Origin of the sequence: Arthrobacter antioxidans, assembly GCF_023100725.1 — a bacterium.
In the GTDB taxonomy this organism is placed as follows: Bacteria; Actinomycetota; Actinomycetes; order Actinomycetales; family Micrococcaceae; genus Arthrobacter_D; species Arthrobacter_D antioxidans.
Genome location: NZ_CP095501.1, coordinates 2323352 through 2339753, shown reverse-complemented (window position 1 = coordinate 2339753; position 16402 = coordinate 2323352). Strand labels below are relative to the sequence as shown.

Here is a 16402-nt window from a genome sequence, read left to right as displayed (position 1 = left end):
GGGGCGTGCGCGGGCACCGCCGGGAAGAAGTTCGGCGGAAAGTGTTTAGCAGTGCTCCTGCCCGGGAACTAAGCCTGTATGCATACTTCGGCCGGACCCACGCGGACAGCTCCCCGGGCCGTCCTGTTCGACCGCGACGGGACGATCGTCGTGGACGTCCCCTACAACGGTGATCCCGCGCTCGTGCAGCCCATGCCCGGGGCGCGCGAGGTGCTCGACGGCCTGCGCTCCCGGGGTATCCCGGTGGGCGTGGTGACCAACCAGTCGGGGATCGCCAGGGGACTCATCACCCGCGACCAGGTGGACGCCGTCAACGCCCGCGTCGAGGAACTGCTCGGACCGTTCGACGTCTGGGAGCTCTGCCCCCACGGGTCCGGTGACGGCTGCGGATGCCGGAAGCCCGCCCCGGGGATGGTCCTCGCGGCCAGCGCCCGCCTGGGCCTCGATGCCGCGGACGTCGCCGTGATCGGGGACATCGGCGCGGACATGGGAGCCGCGGCCGCCGCGGGTGCGCAGGCCGTCCTCGTCCCCACGAGCGTCACCCTCGAGGACGAGATCCGCGCGGCTCCCGCCGTCGCCCGGACCCTCGCCGAGGCCGTCGACACGCTGTGGACGGTGACGCCGTGAGGCGCCGGGTCCTCGTCGCCCGCCTCGACAGCGCCGGCGACGTCCTCCTCGCCGGGCCCGCCGTCCGGGCCGTCGCCGCGGGAGACCACGGGGACTCCCCGAACGACGTCGTCATGCTGTGCGGGCCGCAGGGCGCCGCAGCGGCCCGCCTGCTGCCGGGCGTCGTCGACGTCGTCACCTGGCCCGCGCCCTGGATCGTGGACCCGGCCCCCGAGCCGACGCCGGAGCTGGTGGGCGAACTCCACGACGCCGTGGTGGCGCTCGCCGTGGACGAGGCCGTGCTCCTGACCTCGTTCCACCAGTCCCCGCTGCCGCTCGCGCTGCTGCTCCGGCTCGCCGGCGTCCGGCGGATCGCGGGCGCGTCCGTCGACTACGCCGGCTCGCTCCTCGACGTGCGGCTCAAACCGGGCGAGGACTTCCCGGAGGACCAGCCGGAAGCGGAACGGGCGCTCGGTATCGCCGAGGCGGCGGGCTACGCCCTGCCCCCGGGCGACGACGGCCGCCTGCAGGTCACGGGCCTCACCGACGCCGCGGCCGTCGTCGGCGACGGGCCCTACGTCGTCGTCCACCCCGGTGCCTCCGTGCCCGCCCGCGCCTGGCCGCCGCTGCACCACGCGGCCGCCGTCGAGCTCCTGACCGCCGCAGGCTTCCGCGTGGTCGTCACCGGCGGGCCGGACGAGACCGAGCTGACAGCCACCGTCGCCGGCCCCGAGGCCCTGGACCTCGGAGGCAGGACCGAGCTCGCCACGCTGGGGTCCGTCATCGCCGGGGCATCCGTCGTCATCACCGGCAACACCGGCCCGGCGCATCTGGCGGCCGCCGTCGGCACCCCGGTGGTCTGCCTGTTCTCGCCCGTGGTCCCGGCGGTCCGCTGGGCGCCCTACCGGGTGCCCGTGGAACTGCTCGGCGACCAGGATGCCGCCTGCGCGCTCAGCAGGGCCCGCGTCTGCCCCGTGCAGGGGCATCCCTGCCTGTCCGGTGTCTCCCCGGAGGACGTCATGGACGCCGTCCTCCGGCTCAGCTCCGGGATATCGTCACTCGGCTCACGCCGCAGCATCGGCCGCACCGAGGGCCGCCGACCAACGAGGGGGCACCGATGAGGATCCTGTTATGGCACGTGCACGGAGGGTGGACCGACGCCTTCGTGCGGGGGGAGCACACCTATGTGCTGCCGACCACGCCCGAGGGCGGGCCCTGGGGCCTCGGCCGCGCCGGCCGCGACTGGCCGGCCTCCGTCGTCGAGGTGGCGCCGCATGACCTCGCCGACGCCGGCATCGACATCGTCGTCCTGCAGCGGGTCGAGGAGATCGCGGAGTGCGAGCGGCTCCTGCGGCGCACCCCGGGCCGGGACCTCCCCGCCGTCTTCCTCGAGCACAACACGCCCCGCCGGGACATCGTCGGCACGGTGCACCCGCTGGCGGGCCGGACGGACATCCCGATCGTCCACGTCACCCACTTCAACGCCCTCTTCTGGGACAACGGCGGCGCGCGCACCACGGTGATCGAGCACGGCATCGTGGACCCGGGCTACCTCTACACGGGCGAGCTCGAGCAGCTCGCCGCCGTCATCAACGAGCCCGTGCGCCGTGGCCGCATCACCGGCACCGACCTGCTGCCGCGCTTTGCGGGCGTCGCGCCGCTGGAGGTGTTCGGGATGGGGACGGACGGGCTCGCCGACGCCCTGGACCTCGCCCCCGCCGAGCTGCGCATCGGTGGCGACCTGCCCATGGCGCAGCTGCACGCACGGCTCGGGCTGTCCCGGGCCTATGTCCACCCGCTGCGCTGGACGTCCCTCGGGCTCTCGCTCCTCGAAGCGATGCACGTGGGGCTCCCGGTGCTCGCCCTGGCCACCACGGAGGCGGCCCGCGCCGTGCCCCCGGAGGCGGGAGCGATCTCCACGAGCGTCGACGACCTCGTCCGCATGGCGGCACGGCTCATCGCCGACCCCGACGAGGCCCGGACCAGGGGGCAGGCAGCACGGGAGGCGGCCCTCGCACGGTACGGGCTGGCCAGGTTCCTGGCCGACTGGGACGACGTCCTGGAGCAGGAACCGACACGGCACCGCGTCCTGGCGGTCACAGAGAGGAAAGCCCAGTGAGGATCACGATGGTGTCGGAGCACGCGAGTCCGCTGGCCGCACTGGGGGGTGTCGACGCCGGAGGGCAGAACGTCCACGTCGCCGAGCTGTCCCTCGCGCTGGCCCGCCGCGGACACGATGTGACGGTCTACACGCGCCGCGACGACCCGGCCCTTCCGGACCGGGTGCGCACCGACCCGCGCCTGGAGGTCGTCCACATCACCGCGGGCCCCGTCCGGAACGTCCCGAAGGACCTGCTGCTGCCCTACATGGGTGAACTGGCGGCGGGCATCGTGGATGACTGGGGGCAGGAGCCGCCGGACATCGTGCACGGGCACTTCTGGATGTCCGGGCTCGCCGCCCTCGACGCCGCCGGACGGTCACGCGCCGCGGGCCGGCCCGTGCCGGTCATCCAGACCTTCCACGCCCTCGGCACGGTCAAGCGCCGCCACCAGGGGGCCGAGGACACCAGCCCGTCCGAGCGCCTCATGCTCGAGGCCATGGTGGGACGCAGCGCCGACCGCATCGTCGCGACGTGCTCGGACGAGGTGTTCGAGCTCAAGGCCATGGGCATCCCGGGCAACCGGGTGTCGATCGCCCCGTGCGGCGTCGACGTGGAGCTGTTCACGCCGCACGGGCCCGTGGAGGCCCGCGCCCGCGCGCACCGCATCGTGAGCGTGGGACGGCTCGTCCCGCGCAAGGGCATGGACCTCGTGATCCGGGCGATGCGCGAGCTCGCCGACCTGGGCCGCGACGACGTCGAACTCCATATCGTGGGGGGCGCCGGCAGCTCCACTGGACTCGAGGACGACCCGGAGGCGCAGCGCCTCCGCGCGCTCGCCGTCGACCTCGGTGTCGCCGACCGCGTGGTCCTGCGCGGCCAGGTGTCGCGCGCGGAGATGCCCGCGGTGCTGCGCAGCGCGGACGCCGTGGTCTGCGCGCCCTGGTACGAGCCGTTCGGGATCGTCCCGCTCGAAGCGATGGCATGCGGCGTCCCGGTGATCGCCGCGGCCGTCGGCGGCCTCGTCGACACCGTGGTGGACGGCACCACGGGACTGCACGTCCCGGCACAGGATCCGGCGGCCATCGCGGCGGCCGTCGCCGGGATCGTGGGCGAGCCCGGCTGGGCCCGCGCGCTCGGTGACAACGGCTACCGCCGTGTGAAGGCCCGCTACTCGTGGAGCCGCATCGCGGCCGACACGGAGAAGGCCTACCAGGCGGCCCTCGCCGCCGCAGCACCGGCAGAACCGGCCACCGCGCGGCGCAGTGCCGCGCGTCGACTCGAAAGCACAGGAGGCAGGGCACTGTGACCACGCATCTCACGGACATCCCGTCCGACATCCGCTCGGACCTGATAGCGGACACCGCCCCGACCACCGTGCAGGAGGACTCGCGCCGACTCGTCCTGGACCACCTCCGGGCGGTCACGCCGGCCCTCGAATCCCTCGCCCTCAACGCCGGCACCCTGGCCGGCTGGGGCGTGGAGATGGCGGACCGCCTGCTGGCCGGCCGGCGGCTGCTCGCGGCCGGGAACGGCGGTTCCGCCGCCGAGGCCCAGCACCTCACGGCCGAGCTCGTGGGCCGGTTCGACGGCGAGCGCGAACCGTTCTCGGCGATCTCCCTCCACGCGGAGAGCTCCGCGGTCACGGCGATCGCCAACGACTACGGGTTCGAGCACCTGTACGCCCGTCAGGTGAGCGCCCACGGCCGGTCGGGGGACATCCTGGTGCTCCTGAGCACGAGCGGCAGGAGCCCCAATCTGCTGCGTGCCGTGGAGGCCGCCCGCTCGGCCGGCATCACCACCTGGGCGCTCACCGGCGCCGGACCCAACCCGCTCACCGAGTGCGTCGACGACTACGTCGCGGTCGACGCCCAGTCCGCCAATGCCCAGGAGGGCCATCTCATCGCCCTCCACGCGATCTGCCGGGCCTTCGACGCCGAGGTGCACCGCCGCCGCCGGGAGGAACAGCGATGAGGATCGTGGTGGTCGGCGACGTCCTGCTCGACACCGACCTCTCCGGCGGGGCCGGACGGCTGTCGCCGGACGCGCCCGTGCCCGTCGTCGACGTCGACGACGTCCGGCGGCGCGCCGGGGGAGCGGGCCTCGTGGCCCGCATGCTGCTCGCCGACGGGCACGACGCCGTCCTGGTCACCGTCCTCGCGGACGACGAGGCGTCGGGACTGCTGCGGGCGGAACTCGAGGGTGTGACGGTCGTCGCCGGACCCTCCGGCGCGCCCACACCCGTCAAGACGAGGGTCCGGGCGTCAGGCCAGGCGGTGGTCCGGTTCGACGAGGGCTGCGCCACGCCTCCCGTGCCGGGTATCACCGACGCGATGCTGGCCGCCCTGGACGGCGCCGACGCGATCATTGCGGCGGACTACGGCCGCAACCTGCTCGCCAATGGTGACCTGCGGGCCCGCCTCCAGTCGCTCGCCGAAACCATCCCGGTGGTCTGGGATCCCCACCCCTCCGGCGCCCGGCCCGTTCCCGGCGTGGCCGCCGTGACGCCGAACCTCGGGGAAGCCCTGCGTTTCGCCGACGTCCAGGGCTCCGGGACGCGGGCCGCGGCGGCCGCCGCCGACGTCCTGCTCTCCGCCTGGGGGAGCAGGGCCGTGCTCGTCACCATGGGCGACCACGGAGCCCTCGTCGCCGCGACCGGCCTCCTGCCGCAGGTGGTGCCCGCACCCCGGATCAGCGCCCCCGATCCCTGCGGAGCAGGGGACCGCTTCGCCTCGGCCCTCGCCGTCGGACTCGCCGAGGGAGCCCCGATCGACGCGGCCGCCCAGCAGGCCGTCGAGGCCGCGGCGCACTTCCTGGCCTCCGGGGGCGTGGGCACGATGGGCCGGCAGTGCGAGGACGCACCGCAGCAGCTGCCCGTCGACGGGCTCGACGCCCTCGCCCTCGCACGGCGGACGCGTGAGGCAGGCGGGACCGTCGTGGCGACCGGCGGATGCTTCGACCTCCTGCATGCCGGGCACGCGCGGACCCTCGCCGCGGCACGCCGGCTGGGCGACTGCCTGATCGTCTGCCTCAACTCGGACGCGTCGGTGCGCGGGCTCAAGGGGGAGAGTCGGCCCATCATCAAGCAGGAGGATCGCGCGGAGCTGCTCCTGGCCCTCGGGTGCGTGGACGCCGTCGTGGTGTTCTCCGAGTCCACGCCGGAGAACGCCATCTCCCGCCTGCAGCCCGACATCTGGGTGAAGGGTGGAGACTACGCCGCCGAGGACCTCCCCGAAGCCGCGCTGGTGAGCAGCTGGGGCGGCAGGACCGTCACCGTCCCCTACATCCCCGCACGCTCCACCACGAAACTGGCAGCCGCGCTCGCCCGCGTCGGCTGACCTCCAGAGATCTCCCGGCCCGTCCGGCCGGCCCCGTGCACGCTACGAAAGGTACGCACATGACCGAGAACACGACGACCACCACGACCGGCAACGGCTTCAACCCGGGACGCGTCCTGGTGACCGGGGGAGGCTCCGGCCTCGGCGCGGCCATCGTCCAGGGCGTCCTCGCCGCAGGCGGCACCCCCGTGGTGCTGGACCGCGACATCAGCCGGGTGACCGGCGTCAAGGCCTTCGAGGTCGACGTCGCCGACCGCGAGGCCGTCGAGACGGCGGTCCGCGAGGCCGCCGAGATGATGGACGGACTCGACGCCGTCGTCACCGCCGCCGGGATCGACCGGTGCGGCGCGCTCGACACCGTGCCGGCCGACGAGTGGGAGAAGGTGATCGGCGTGAACCTGATGGGCACGGCGTCCACCGCCCGCGCCGCCCTGCCGTACCTGAAGAAGACCCACGGCCGCGTGGTCACCATCGCCTCGACCCTCGGCATCAAGGCCGTCGGCGACGCCACGGCCTACTGCGCCTCCAAGTTCGGGGTCATGGGCTTCTCGCAGGCCCTCGCCGCGGAGACCACCGGGCAGATCGGCGTCACGACGATCATCCCCGGCGGCATGAAGACGCGCTTCTTCGACGACCGCGACGAGCAGTACAAGCCGCAGGACGACTCCCGCCTCAACGATCCCGAGCGCGTCGCCGAGGCGATCCTCTTCGCGCTCTCACAGCCCAGGAGCTGCGAGATCCGCGAGATGGTCATCGCCCACGCAGAAGAAGGCTCGTGGCCCTGAGTTCGGCCACGTCCGCGTAGACGGCCCCGGGCTGGACGGCGGCGACGATCGAGTCATCGTGCTCGCAGCGTTCCGCCGTCCACCCCACCTGGGTGACGTCCACGCCGCAGGCCGGGCAGTGCGTCACCCAGGAGAAGTGGACGCGGTGCAGGGTCCGGCCGATCGCCCCCGCGTTGATCATGTTGCCGATCCAGTAGACGCCGACCGTGGGCGTCCCCACCGCCTGCGCGAGGTGCCGGGGCCCGCTGTCGTTACCCACCAGCACGGCACTGCGGTCCAGCACGCCGGCCAGCTCGCCGAGCGAGAGCTGCCCCGCGAGCGACCTGACGTCCGCCGCCGGGTCCTGCGCGAGCGCCAGGCGCACGATCTCCTCCGCTGCCGGTACGTCCGTCGCATCCCCGACCACCACCACCTCGCAGCCGTCCGCGGCCGCGCGCACCGCCACCTCGGCGAACGACGACGACGGCCACCGGCGGCGCGGATCCGTGGCGCCGGGATGCAGGGCGACGACGGCGCCCGCACCGGTCAGCTGCGCCGCCCGGTCCACCTCCTCGGGCAGGACCCTCACCCGCGGTTCCAGGTCCACGGGCACGGCCCCGGCCAGGCCCACGACCTCCAGGGCGCGGAACACCTCGTGCTGGTAGTAGACGTAGGGGATGGTGCGTTCCAGCGCCACGGCGTCGGGCGTGCGGGTGCCGACCGTGTGGCGGGCCTCCAGCCGCAGGAGGAACGGGTTCGAGTTGCGGCCGCCACCGTGCAGCTGCACGGCGAGGTCGAAGGACCCCCGGATCCCGTCGAAGAACGCGTCCACGGCCCCCGGGTCCTCGTCCCCCGGGCGGACCCCGGGGCAGACGGGCAGCTCCACGACCGAGGACACCGGTCCGGGCCGGCCCTCGAGCAGCGCCGCGTGGCCGGGCATGCCGAGCAGGGTGATCGCAGCATCGGGATAGCGGGCGTCGAGGGCGGAGATCGCCGGCATCGCGAACATGAGGTCGCCGAGGCCGCCGCCGCGCAGGACGGCGATCCGCCGGATGTCCCCGAACGGTTCGAGGACGGGTCCCACCGCTCGCGCCGTGTCCTGCCGCCCGCCGAAGTCCGCCGCCGTGGTGCCGTCCTGCATGGGTGTCCTCTCCGTCCGCCGTGTCGTGTGACCGGCCGCTGTCCAGCGGTTCCCCGCCGTGCGGGAAGCCACCGCTGCTCCTCCTGCCACCATATGCTAAGCCTGCTGATGACTGCGGCACGGAGAGGAGAAATCGGCCCGCCGCCTGTGTGAACGCGCGGGAGCCGGGTACGGGAAGAGTAGATCAGCCGTCACGGCCTTCGACCTCGAGGAGCACCATGTCCATCAACGCCCAGACACCCGCGCTGCCCGATGCGCTCGGCGAGGAGTCCGTCACCATCGTCGATCCCCGGGACGGCAGCGAGGTGGGCACCCTGCCCTCCGCGGCGCGGGAGCAGGTCTCCCTCGCCGTCGCCCTGTCCCGGTCCGTGCAGCCCGAATGGGCGGCCACCAGCCCGGCGGAGCGGGGCTCCGCCCTGCGACGGGCCGCCTCGGCGCTGCGCGACGGCGCCCGGGAACTGGCCGACCTCAATACGCGGGAGACGGGCAAGCCGCCCGCGGATGCGCTCGGGGGCGTCGAGGCCGCCATCTCCACGCTCGAGCAGTACGCGGAACTCGGCCCCGTCCACCGTGGGCTCAGCCTGCGCGGGGCCGTCACCGCCACCGACTACACGGTGGCCGGGCCGCGCGGCGTCGCGGTCCTCCTGACCCCCTGGAACGATCCCGTGGCGGTGGCCGCCGGCCTGATCGGGGCGGCGCTCGTCACGGGCAACACGGTGATCCACAAACCCAGCGAACGCTGCCCCCACGTGGGCGAGCTCCTCGGCCGCCTGCTCCAGCCGGCCTTCCCGGACGGCGTCCTGATCACCCTGACCGGCGGCGCCGGGGTGGGGCAGCAGCTCACCACGGAGGCGGACGTCGACGTGTACGCGCACGTGGGATCCAGTGACACCGGCGCCCGCATCGCCCGCGCGGCGGTCCTCACCGGCGCCCATGTCATCCGCGAGAACGGCGGCAACGACCCCCTGATCGTCGACGCCGACGTCGACCCGGTCTGGGCGGCCGGTCAGGCGGCCCTCGGAGCCTTCGCCAACGCCGGGCAGATCTGCACCTCCGTGGAGCGCATCTACGTGTGCCGGGCCATCGCCGAGCCGTTCCTCGCGGCCCTCACCGAGGAGGCCCGGAGCCGCAACGCGAGCGGGACCTTCCCGCCGCTCGTGGACCGGCGCATGCGTGACGCGGTCCAGGCGCAGGTCGGCGAGGCCGTCGGGCAGGGCGCCGTGTGCCTCGAGGGCGGCGCCGTCCCCGAGGGCCCCGGCGCCCATTACCCGGCCACCGTGCTCTCGGGCTGCACGGAGGCCATGACCGTCATGGCGGAGGAGACCTTCGGCCCGGTGGCGCCCGTGACCGTCGTCGACGGCTTCGACGACGCCCTGCGCCTCGCCGCCGCCGGCCCGTACGGGCTCGCGGCGTCCGTCCTGACCGGGAGCATCGCCCACGCGCAGCGGGCCATCGCCGGGCTCGCCGTCGGGACCGTGAAGGTCAACGCGGTGTTCGGGGGCGCCCCGGGCGGTTCCGCGCAGCCGCGCGGCATCAGCGGTGCGGGCTTCGGCTACGGCCCCGAACTGCTGGACGAGTTCTCCCTCGTGAAGGTCGTGCACATCAGCAGCCCACCGCAGGAGGACTGATGGAGGACGCCCTGCAGCGACTCCCCGCCGACACCGCGCCCGAGGACCGGGACGGTGTGGGGGACCTGGCCCGGGTGCGCGGGCTCGCGGCCTGGGTGCCCGCCGCCATCGCCGACCGCGCGCCGTCCGTCACGGTGGTCGGGGACGCGATGCTGGACGGCTGGTGGAGCGGCACCATCGAGCGTTTCTGCCGTGAGGCGCCCGCCCCGGTGGTCGACGTCACGCGCCGCGAATACGCGGCCGGGGGCGCGGCGAACACGGCCGTGAACCTGGCGGCGCTCGGTGCCCGCGTGAGGATGTGCGGGCTGATCGGGGACGACGACGCCGGCCGCCGCCTGCGCGGCATCCTCGAGGACGCGGGCGTGGACACCACGGACCTCGTCCAGGACGCCCGGGTCTCCACCACCACCAAGTACCGCATCCTCGCCGGCGACCAGGTCATGCTGCGGCTCGACGATACGCACGACGACCTGCCTGCGGTCGCGATCGCCGCACTGGCCGCCCGGATCCCCGCCGCCGTCACGGGCGCCGACGCGGTGGTCGTCTGCGACTACGGCTCCGGGGCGCTCGACGGGGAGGTCCGTGCCGCCCTGGCCCGCCGTGCAACCCTCGATCCGGGCGCGGTCGTGGTGGTCGACGCCCACGACACCGCGGCGTGGTCCGCCCTGCGCCCGGACATCGTCACACCGAACGCCCAGGAGACCGCCCAGGTCCTCGGCATGCGCCTCGACGCGCGGACCGACCGCGCCGCCGCCGTGGCAGCCCGCCGCAGCGACCTGCTCGCCGCGACCAACGCGGCCAACGTCGTCGTCACGCTGGACCGCGACGGCACGGTACTGCTCGGGCCCGACGGCGAGGAGCACCGCACCTACGCCAGGCCCGCCACCGAGAAGCAAGCCTCGGGTGCGGGGGACACGTTCGTCGCGAGCCTCACCGCCGCACGTGCCGCGGGACTGCCGCTCACCACGAGCCTGGACCTCGCGCAGGCCGCGGCCGACATCGTGGTCCACCGCCCCGGCACGTCCGTCTGCACGACGGCGGACCTGACGGGCCACCTGCAGCAGTTCGCGGACACGGCCCTCGCCACGGACGAGCTGCTGCGGAAGGTGGAGGCGGACCGCGCCGCGGGCAAGCGGATCGTCCTCACGAACGGCTGCTTCGACGTGCTGCACCGAGGGCACACGCGCTACCTCAACCAGGCGAAGCAGCTCGGGGACGTCCTCGTGGTGGCCCTGAACGACGACGACGGCGTGCGCCGGCTCAAGGGCCCCGACCGGCCCATCAACCCGATCGCCGACCGCGCGGGCATCATCGCCTCCCTCAGCTGCGTGGACTACGTCACCGTCTTCGCGAGCGACACCCTGGTGCCGCTGATCGACCAGCTGAAGCCCGACGTCTATGCCAAGGGCGGCGACTACACCGCACAGATGCTGGAGGAGACGCCCGCCGTCGAGGCCTGCGGCGGTCGTGTCAGCATCCTCGACTACGTCCCCGAGCGTTCCACCGCGGAGGTGGTCCGCCGGATCCGCGCCACGCCCCCGGCGGGTGAGGTGCCGTGACCTCGCGGTGGTCGGGGGAGTGGGCGCTGGAGCCGCCGGGTGGGGAGCCCGAGGTGGACGTGCTGATCCCCTCGTTCGGGCGTCCCGCGGAGCTCGCGGTGACGCTGGCGGGCCTGGCCGCGCAGGAGGCGCCGGCGTTCCGCGTGATCCTCAGCGACCAGACCGACGGCGAAGCCGCCTTCGACCAGCCCGCCGTCCGCGCGATGGTACGGGTCCTCGAGGCGCAGGGCCGGCCCGTCCGGCTCGAACGGCATTTCCCGCGCCGGGGACTCGCCGAACACCGGAGCTACCTGCTCGGCCTGGCCGGGGCACCGTCCGTCCTCTTCCTGGACAACGACGTCTGGCTCGAACCCGCGTCCCTGCACCGCATGACCCGGGCCCTGCGGGCCGCCGGCTGCGGGTTCGTGGGCTCCGCGGTGCAGGGCCTGTCCTTCCTCGACGACTCCCGGCCCCAGGAGCGCAGCGAGCTCGTCCTCTGGCCGGACAACGAGGTGCGGCCCGAACGCATCCGCCCGGGCACGGAGGGCTTCGATCGCTGGCCGCTGCACAACGCGGCCAACCTCGCGCACGCCGCCGCCGAGCTGGCCCTCCCACCCGGGGAGTGGCGGCTCTACCGCGTCGCGTGGGTGGGTGGCTGTGTCCTCTTCGACCGCCGGGCCCTCGTGGACTGCGGCGGGTTCGACTTCTGGGACCAGCTGCCGCCCGGGCACGCAGGGGAGGACGTGGCCGCCCAGTGGCGTGTCATGGAGCGCTACGGCGGCGCCGGCATCATCCCCTCGGGGGCGGTGCACCTCGAAGCACCCACCACGGTGGTCGACCGTGCCACAGACGCTGCCCAGGAGATCCTGGACCAGTGACGGTGCTTCCGCATCGGAGGCACCACCAGCAATCCCGACCGGCACAACCGAACCGAAGGAGCACCACATGGCAGATCCGAGCCCGATCGACATCCAGAAGGCCCTGGGCGGCATGGACTACCCGGCGTCCAAGGAGGACCTCGTGAAGCACGCGAAGGACAAGGGGGCCGATGACACGGTTCTCGAGACCCTCGGGAACCTGCCCGACCGCGAGTTCGACTCGCCGACGGACGTGAACAAGGAAGCGTCCAAGTAGGACGCACCCGACGGCGGTGTCCCTCGAGGGGCACCGCCGTCGGTCGTGTCGGTGGCGGACCGAAGCCGCGGGTCAGCTCCGGGCCGTCTCCCGCTCCGTTCCCTGGCCGGCCGCCTGGTCGCCCGCAGGCGCCCCGGCGATGTTCACCATCCAGCTGATCCCGAAGCGGTCGACGCACATGCCGAAGCTGTCACCCCAGGGCGACTGCGCCAGCGGCATCACCTCGTTGCCGCTGCCCGCCAGGGCGTCCCAGTAGCCGCGGATCTCCTGCTGGTCGTCGCCGCTGATCGACAGCGAGTGCCCGGCGGGGGCGGTGTACTCCATGCTGTTGGGGGTGTCGGCCGCCATCAGGACCTGCCCGGACGGGGTGGTGAGCATGGAGTGCATGATCTTGTCCTGCTCCGCCGGATCCTCGCTGACCTGGTAGTCCGCGAAGGTGCTGCTGGTGAGGTCACCGCCGAACACCGACTGGTAGAAGGCCATGGCCTCCCTCGCGGTGTCCTTGAAGCTGAGATACGTGTTGATCGTCGCTGCCATGAGGTCGCCTTTCGTCGGGTGGCTCGCCGGCCACTCCCTTGTGCTGGACGGAGCGATTATCGTCCCGGGGAGCGGAACGGGGAAGGGCTTTGCGGCACTCAGGGCTGTGGGGGTTCCGGCCGCTGCGCGATCGCCCCGGCGACCTTCTCCTCGAGCGAGGTCACCGTGGCGTCCGGCAGCACGATCAGGCCATCGAGTTCCCGGCGGGCGCGGCGATAGGCGGTCTGGCGCTCCGCCGCCGTGGCGGCGTCGTCGATCGCCACGGTCACGAGCCGGCGCGCCGTCTCCAGCCGCTGCCGCTCCTCGGTGGTGAACCCGCTCGCCCGGACCCGCCGGGCCTCGGTCTCCGCGATCTGGAAGGCGACGTCGTAGGACGTGACCGCGGAACGGTACGCTGCAAGGTCCTCGGGCGTCACCGCGGCGGATGCTTCCGGCCGCAGCGCGTCCGCCTCACGCTTGGCGCGCAGGAATGCGACGGTGAGCGGCTCGCGGACGTCGGTCATCATGGGGTAGTCGATGAGCTTCGCGGCGTCGAGCTCGTAGGCGAGCCACTTCCGGTCCACCTCGTCGTGCATGCGCTGCACGTGCTCGCGCTGCGTCGTCGTCGGGACGGGCTTCGCCGCAGCGGGCGGGGCCTCGAGCGGCACCGGGGGGCCACCGGGATGCTTCAGCCGGTACAGCTCCATCTTGCGCTGGTGCCGCCGCTCCGTCGCCTCGGAGAGGGACTTGCCCCAGATGGCGAAGACGCCCGAGAGCGGGAAGACCAGCCACCAGTAGCTCCCGGCGAAGGAGAGGATATCGTTCACGCGTCCATCGTAGGCCCGGCCGCGGCAACCCTTACCTTACGAGGAGCGCGGAGCGGGGCGGAAGTGCCGCCAGGGAAATCGAAGCCCGGTCCTCGAGGCGGCAGCGACGTTGACGGGCCAGTCGCGGTAGCGCTCGGCCCACTGGGTGCGTCGGAAGATGCGATGCCGTGGGGCAAACGCCCCGGGCAAAGCGAAACCCGACTGCCGGCGAGAGCAAATCGGGTTTCTACCGCTACTCGTATGAAGGAGTAGCGGCATGAACAGCATACCAACAATTCAGGACGGTCCGGACACCACCCCGTCGCTCGCGGCCGCCTGGACGCGTACTGCTACGCCATCGCGTGCGGTTCCCGTCCATCGTCAAGGCCGACCGGCTGCAGGACCTCATGGCCGCCGGGACCGCCGACGTCGGCGCGGCCTATGGACGGGAGCAGGCCATGGGTGCCATGCTCTCCGACACCGAAGGGCGCCACTTCCTCGACAATGCCGTCGACACCACCGCCAGGAGGGCAGCAGCATGAGCGACCACAGGATCGAACCCGCAGCGAAGGCTTGGGACAAGGACATGAGCGGCCGGTATGTGCCGCACGAGGTCGACGAGCTGTCTCACGAAGTCGGGGTCATTCTCGCTGCCGCTGATGCCGCCGACGCCGAGCAGGGCATCCACCGGGTGAAGGTGGACGACGCGACGGTCGAGGTCATTGCTGCCACCCTCGGGAACTTCTATTACCGCGGCGAGGAATTCACCATCCGGGACTACATGCAGCCGGCACGGCAGGTCCTCGCCGCCCTCACCGGTAAGGCGGAGGCCGCCCTGTGAGCGCCAAGCAGCAGGCCACCTGCGACCATGGCGGCCGAGATGGCTTGGTGGAGTGACCTGGCCGGACGGTAGGGGAGAGGCGGTTCCGGACGCCGGGACCGCCTTTTTCACGCCGTCCGTGGGCGAAGGGGTCACCAATAAACTTCGACTTAGCGTGGAGTGCGTCACTCCCGGGGCAACGAAAAAGGCCCTCCCACTCGGCGTTATGCCTGGTGGGAGGGCCTTCCGGTTGTGCACCCCTCGGGACTTGAACCCGAAACCCATTGATTAAGAGTCAATTGCTCTGCCAATTGAGCTAGAGGTGCGTGGCGTTTTCCCGGCTTTTTCGTGCCGTCCGGGTCATCCGCAACAGCATGAAACTCTACCAGCACTTTGCCCGAAACCTGAAACCGGGGGATCGCACCGCCCCGGAGCGTCCCAGGGGGCCGGACCGGGTACGGCGCTAGGCTGGCGCCATGACGATCCCCGCCGCCGCAGCGCCCCCGACCGTCCGCACCCTGAGCGTCCCGTCCGCCGACCTGAGGGACGCCCTGGCCGGCGTCTCGTCCGGCGTCGACGTGGTGCTGTGGGACTTCCAGGCACCGCCGGAGGGATGCGACCCGGCCGCGCTCGACGCCGTCGTCCTGCCGTACACGGGACGCGCGCACCTCGACGGGGCGCTCGACGCCGCCCCGAACCTCGCGCTCGTGCAGACGCAGTCCACGGGCTACGACGGCGTGGCGGACCTCGTGGGCCCCGGCGTCGCCATCGCGACCGCCGCGGGCGTCCACGCGGCGGCCACGGCGGAACTCGCCGTCGGCCTGGCCCTCGCGTCGCTGCGGGGGATCGACGACGCCGTGCGGCAGCAAACCGAGGGCCGCTGGCGCAGCGCGCGCTACCCGGGCCTCGCGGACCGGCGGGTCCTGCTGGTGGGCGTCGGAGGGATCGGCGAGGAGATCCGCCGGAGGCTCGCACCCTTCGAGGTGACCGTCACGCGCGTGGGCAGCGCGGCGCGGGACGACGCCCTGGGCCACGTCCACGGCAGCGACGAACTCGTCCGGCTCGCACCGGAGCACGACGTCGTCATCGTGATCACGCCGCTCACGGACGCCACGCGCGGGCTGATCGGGGCGGAGGTGCTCGCGGCGCTGCCCGACGGCGCGCTCGTCGTCAACGTGGCCCGCGGCGCCGTCGTCGACACCGACGCGCTGACCCGCGAGGTGCTGGCAGGCCGGCTCCGGGCGGCGCTCGACGTCGTCGACCCGGAACCGCTGCCCGCGGGGCATCCGCTGTGGAGCGCGCCAGGGGCGATCATCACGCCGCACGTGGGCGGCAACACCGGCGCCTTCCCGCCCCGGATCCTCGCGCTGCTCCGCCGGCAGGTCGAGCTGCTCGGCCGCGGCGAGGAGCCCGTCAACCTTGTGCGGCGCGGCCCCTGGGCCTGACACCCCTGACCGATGGGGCGGGCCGGGAACCGCTCAGGACATGCCGATGAAGGCCTCCATGAAGGACGTGAAATCCGTCACGTCCTCGTGCTGGAGGAGCTGCAGGGCGGTGCCGGGGCCGACGTCGAGCACCGGGGCCGGTGTCACGCCGAACCGGAAGATGCGCCCTGTGCTGGTTCCCACCTCGAAGCTGCCGTCCTCGTCCCATTGCAGCGCGTGCGCCAGGTTGGTCATGTTCACCTCGACGGGCACGCCCGCGCCCGTGATGCCGGCGAGGTCCACCGGGGCGATCATCAGCTCGGCCGGCTTCCACCGGTAGCCCACCACGTAGGCCGTCCGGGCGCCGGGCGTGGCCGCCTGCACCGCGAAGACGAGGTTGTAGTCGCCGTAGTTCGGGATCTGCGAATCGAAGACCCGGCGCAGGGCGTTCTTCAGGCCCTGTCCGCCGTCGAGCGGTCGGCTGGAGGAGGAGGGCTCTTCGGGGGTCATATCACGGCCATTGCGGTAGGAGGCTGTCGGACTCGGCCCCTCGCGGGGCTGCTCGCGGTGCGCCCGGCGGGCTGTCGA

18 protein-coding genes and 1 tRNA gene are annotated in these 16402 nt (G+C 73.1%); 14 read left to right on the top strand and 5 right to left on the bottom strand.

The window, feature by feature from the left end:
• The first annotated feature begins 78 nt into the window (after positions 1-78).
• Genes MWM45_RS10720 through MWM45_RS10690 form a run of 7 tightly spaced genes read left to right on the top strand, consistent with a single transcriptional unit; the run spans position 79 to position 6828 of the window.
• On the top strand, positions 79-627 hold the full coding sequence (locus MWM45_RS10720; protein ID WP_247826431.1) for a D-glycero-alpha-D-manno-heptose-1,7-bisphosphate 7-phosphatase: 549 nt from the start codon (positions 79-81) through the stop codon (positions 625-627).
• Positions 624-1727, top strand: a complete 1104-nt coding sequence (locus MWM45_RS10715; RefSeq protein ID WP_247826430.1) for a glycosyltransferase family 9 protein — start codon at positions 624-626, stop codon at positions 1725-1727. Before MWM45_RS10720 ends, MWM45_RS10715 begins: the two co-directional genes overlap by 4 nt.
• The gene (locus MWM45_RS10710; protein WP_247826429.1) at positions 1724-2725 is read left to right on the top strand and encodes a glycosyltransferase; all 1002 of its coding nucleotides are present in this window, start codon (positions 1724-1726) and stop codon (positions 2723-2725) included. Before MWM45_RS10715 ends, MWM45_RS10710 begins: the two co-directional genes overlap by 4 nt.
• On the top strand, positions 2722-4014 hold the full coding sequence (locus MWM45_RS10705; RefSeq protein WP_247826428.1) for a glycosyltransferase: 1293 nt from the start codon (positions 2722-2724) through the stop codon (positions 4012-4014). The genes MWM45_RS10710 and MWM45_RS10705 overlap by 4 nt, the downstream gene beginning before the upstream one ends.
• Before the next feature lie 41 nt (positions 4015-4055).
• Complete coding sequence (locus MWM45_RS10700; RefSeq protein WP_247829207.1) at positions 4056-4679, top strand: D-sedoheptulose-7-phosphate isomerase; 624 nt, start codon at positions 4056-4058, stop codon at positions 4677-4679.
• Entirely contained in the window at positions 4676-6043 is a 1368-nt protein-coding gene (locus MWM45_RS10695) for a PfkB family carbohydrate kinase (RefSeq protein ID WP_247826427.1), read from the top strand. The genes MWM45_RS10700 and MWM45_RS10695 overlap by 4 nt, the downstream gene beginning before the upstream one ends.
• Before the next feature lie 59 nt (positions 6044-6102).
• The gene (locus tag MWM45_RS10690) at positions 6103-6828 is read left to right on the top strand and encodes an SDR family oxidoreductase (protein ID WP_043445974.1); all 726 of its coding nucleotides are present in this window, start codon (positions 6103-6105) and stop codon (positions 6826-6828) included.
• Here the strand turns inward: MWM45_RS10690 and MWM45_RS10685 are convergent.
• A complete protein-coding gene (locus MWM45_RS10685) occupies positions 6794-7948 on the bottom strand; it encodes a glycosyltransferase family 9 protein (protein WP_247826426.1) in 1155 nt (384 codons plus the stop codon). The genes MWM45_RS10690 and MWM45_RS10685 overlap by 35 nt on opposite strands.
• Before the next feature lie 218 nt (positions 7949-8166).
• Between MWM45_RS10685 and MWM45_RS10680 the strand changes: the two genes are divergently transcribed.
• The 4 genes from MWM45_RS10680 (at position 8167) to MWM45_RS10665 (ending at position 12248) form a co-directional block, all read left to right on the top strand.
• Positions 8167-9576 (top strand): aldehyde dehydrogenase family protein, encoded by a 1410-nt coding sequence (locus tag MWM45_RS10680; protein WP_247826425.1) that lies wholly within the window; start codon positions 8167-8169, stop codon positions 9574-9576.
• The gene (locus MWM45_RS10675) at positions 9576-11135 is read left to right on the top strand and encodes a PfkB family carbohydrate kinase (protein WP_247826424.1); all 1560 of its coding nucleotides are present in this window, start codon (positions 9576-9578) and stop codon (positions 11133-11135) included. The genes MWM45_RS10680 and MWM45_RS10675 overlap by 1 nt, the downstream gene beginning before the upstream one ends.
• On the top strand, positions 11132-11992 hold the full coding sequence (locus MWM45_RS10670) for a glycosyltransferase family 2 protein (RefSeq protein ID WP_247826423.1): 861 nt from the start codon (positions 11132-11134) through the stop codon (positions 11990-11992). Before MWM45_RS10675 ends, MWM45_RS10670 begins: the two co-directional genes overlap by 4 nt.
• 67 nt (positions 11993-12059) lie before the next feature.
• The gene (locus tag MWM45_RS10665; protein WP_247826422.1) at positions 12060-12248 is read left to right on the top strand and encodes a DUF2795 domain-containing protein; all 189 of its coding nucleotides are present in this window, start codon (positions 12060-12062) and stop codon (positions 12246-12248) included.
• A gap of 72 nt (positions 12249-12320) precedes the next feature.
• Here MWM45_RS10665 and MWM45_RS10660 read toward each other — a convergent pair whose 3' ends face one another.
• Together MWM45_RS10660 and MWM45_RS10655 are read right to left on the bottom strand one after the other, a co-directional pair.
• A complete protein-coding gene (locus MWM45_RS10660) occupies positions 12321-12785 on the bottom strand; it encodes a VOC family protein (RefSeq protein WP_247826421.1) in 465 nt (154 codons plus the stop codon).
• A 98-nt stretch (positions 12786-12883) separates the two neighbouring features.
• The gene (locus tag MWM45_RS10655) at positions 12884-13591 is read right to left on the bottom strand and encodes a hypothetical protein (RefSeq protein WP_247826420.1); all 708 of its coding nucleotides are present in this window, start codon (positions 13589-13591) and stop codon (positions 12884-12886) included.
• Between the two features lie 341 nt (positions 13592-13932).
• Between MWM45_RS10655 and MWM45_RS10650 the strand changes: the two genes are divergently transcribed.
• Together MWM45_RS10650 and MWM45_RS10645 are read left to right on the top strand one after the other, a co-directional pair.
• Entirely contained in the window at positions 13933-14112 is a 180-nt protein-coding gene (locus MWM45_RS10650) for a hypothetical protein (protein ID WP_247826419.1), read from the top strand.
• Complete coding sequence (locus MWM45_RS10645) at positions 14109-14411, top strand: hypothetical protein (RefSeq protein WP_247826418.1); 303 nt, start codon at positions 14109-14111, stop codon at positions 14409-14411. Before MWM45_RS10650 ends, MWM45_RS10645 begins: the two co-directional genes overlap by 4 nt.
• Positions 14412-14643: 232 nt before the next feature.
• Here the strand turns inward: MWM45_RS10645 and MWM45_RS10640 are convergent.
• Positions 14644-14716: transfer RNA gene (locus MWM45_RS10640), tRNA-Lys, on the bottom strand.
• A gap of 150 nt (positions 14717-14866) precedes the next feature.
• On the opposite strand from MWM45_RS10640, the gene MWM45_RS10635 reads away from it, so the two are divergent.
• On the top strand, positions 14867-15835 hold the full coding sequence (locus tag MWM45_RS10635; protein ID WP_247826417.1) for a 2-hydroxyacid dehydrogenase: 969 nt from the start codon (positions 14867-14869) through the stop codon (positions 15833-15835).
• A gap of 33 nt (positions 15836-15868) precedes the next feature.
• Here MWM45_RS10635 and MWM45_RS10630 read toward each other — a convergent pair whose 3' ends face one another.
• Positions 15869-16324 (bottom strand): hypothetical protein, encoded by a 456-nt coding sequence (locus MWM45_RS10630; RefSeq protein WP_247826416.1) that lies wholly within the window; start codon positions 16322-16324, stop codon positions 15869-15871.
• Positions 16325-16402: the final 78 nt, after the last annotated feature.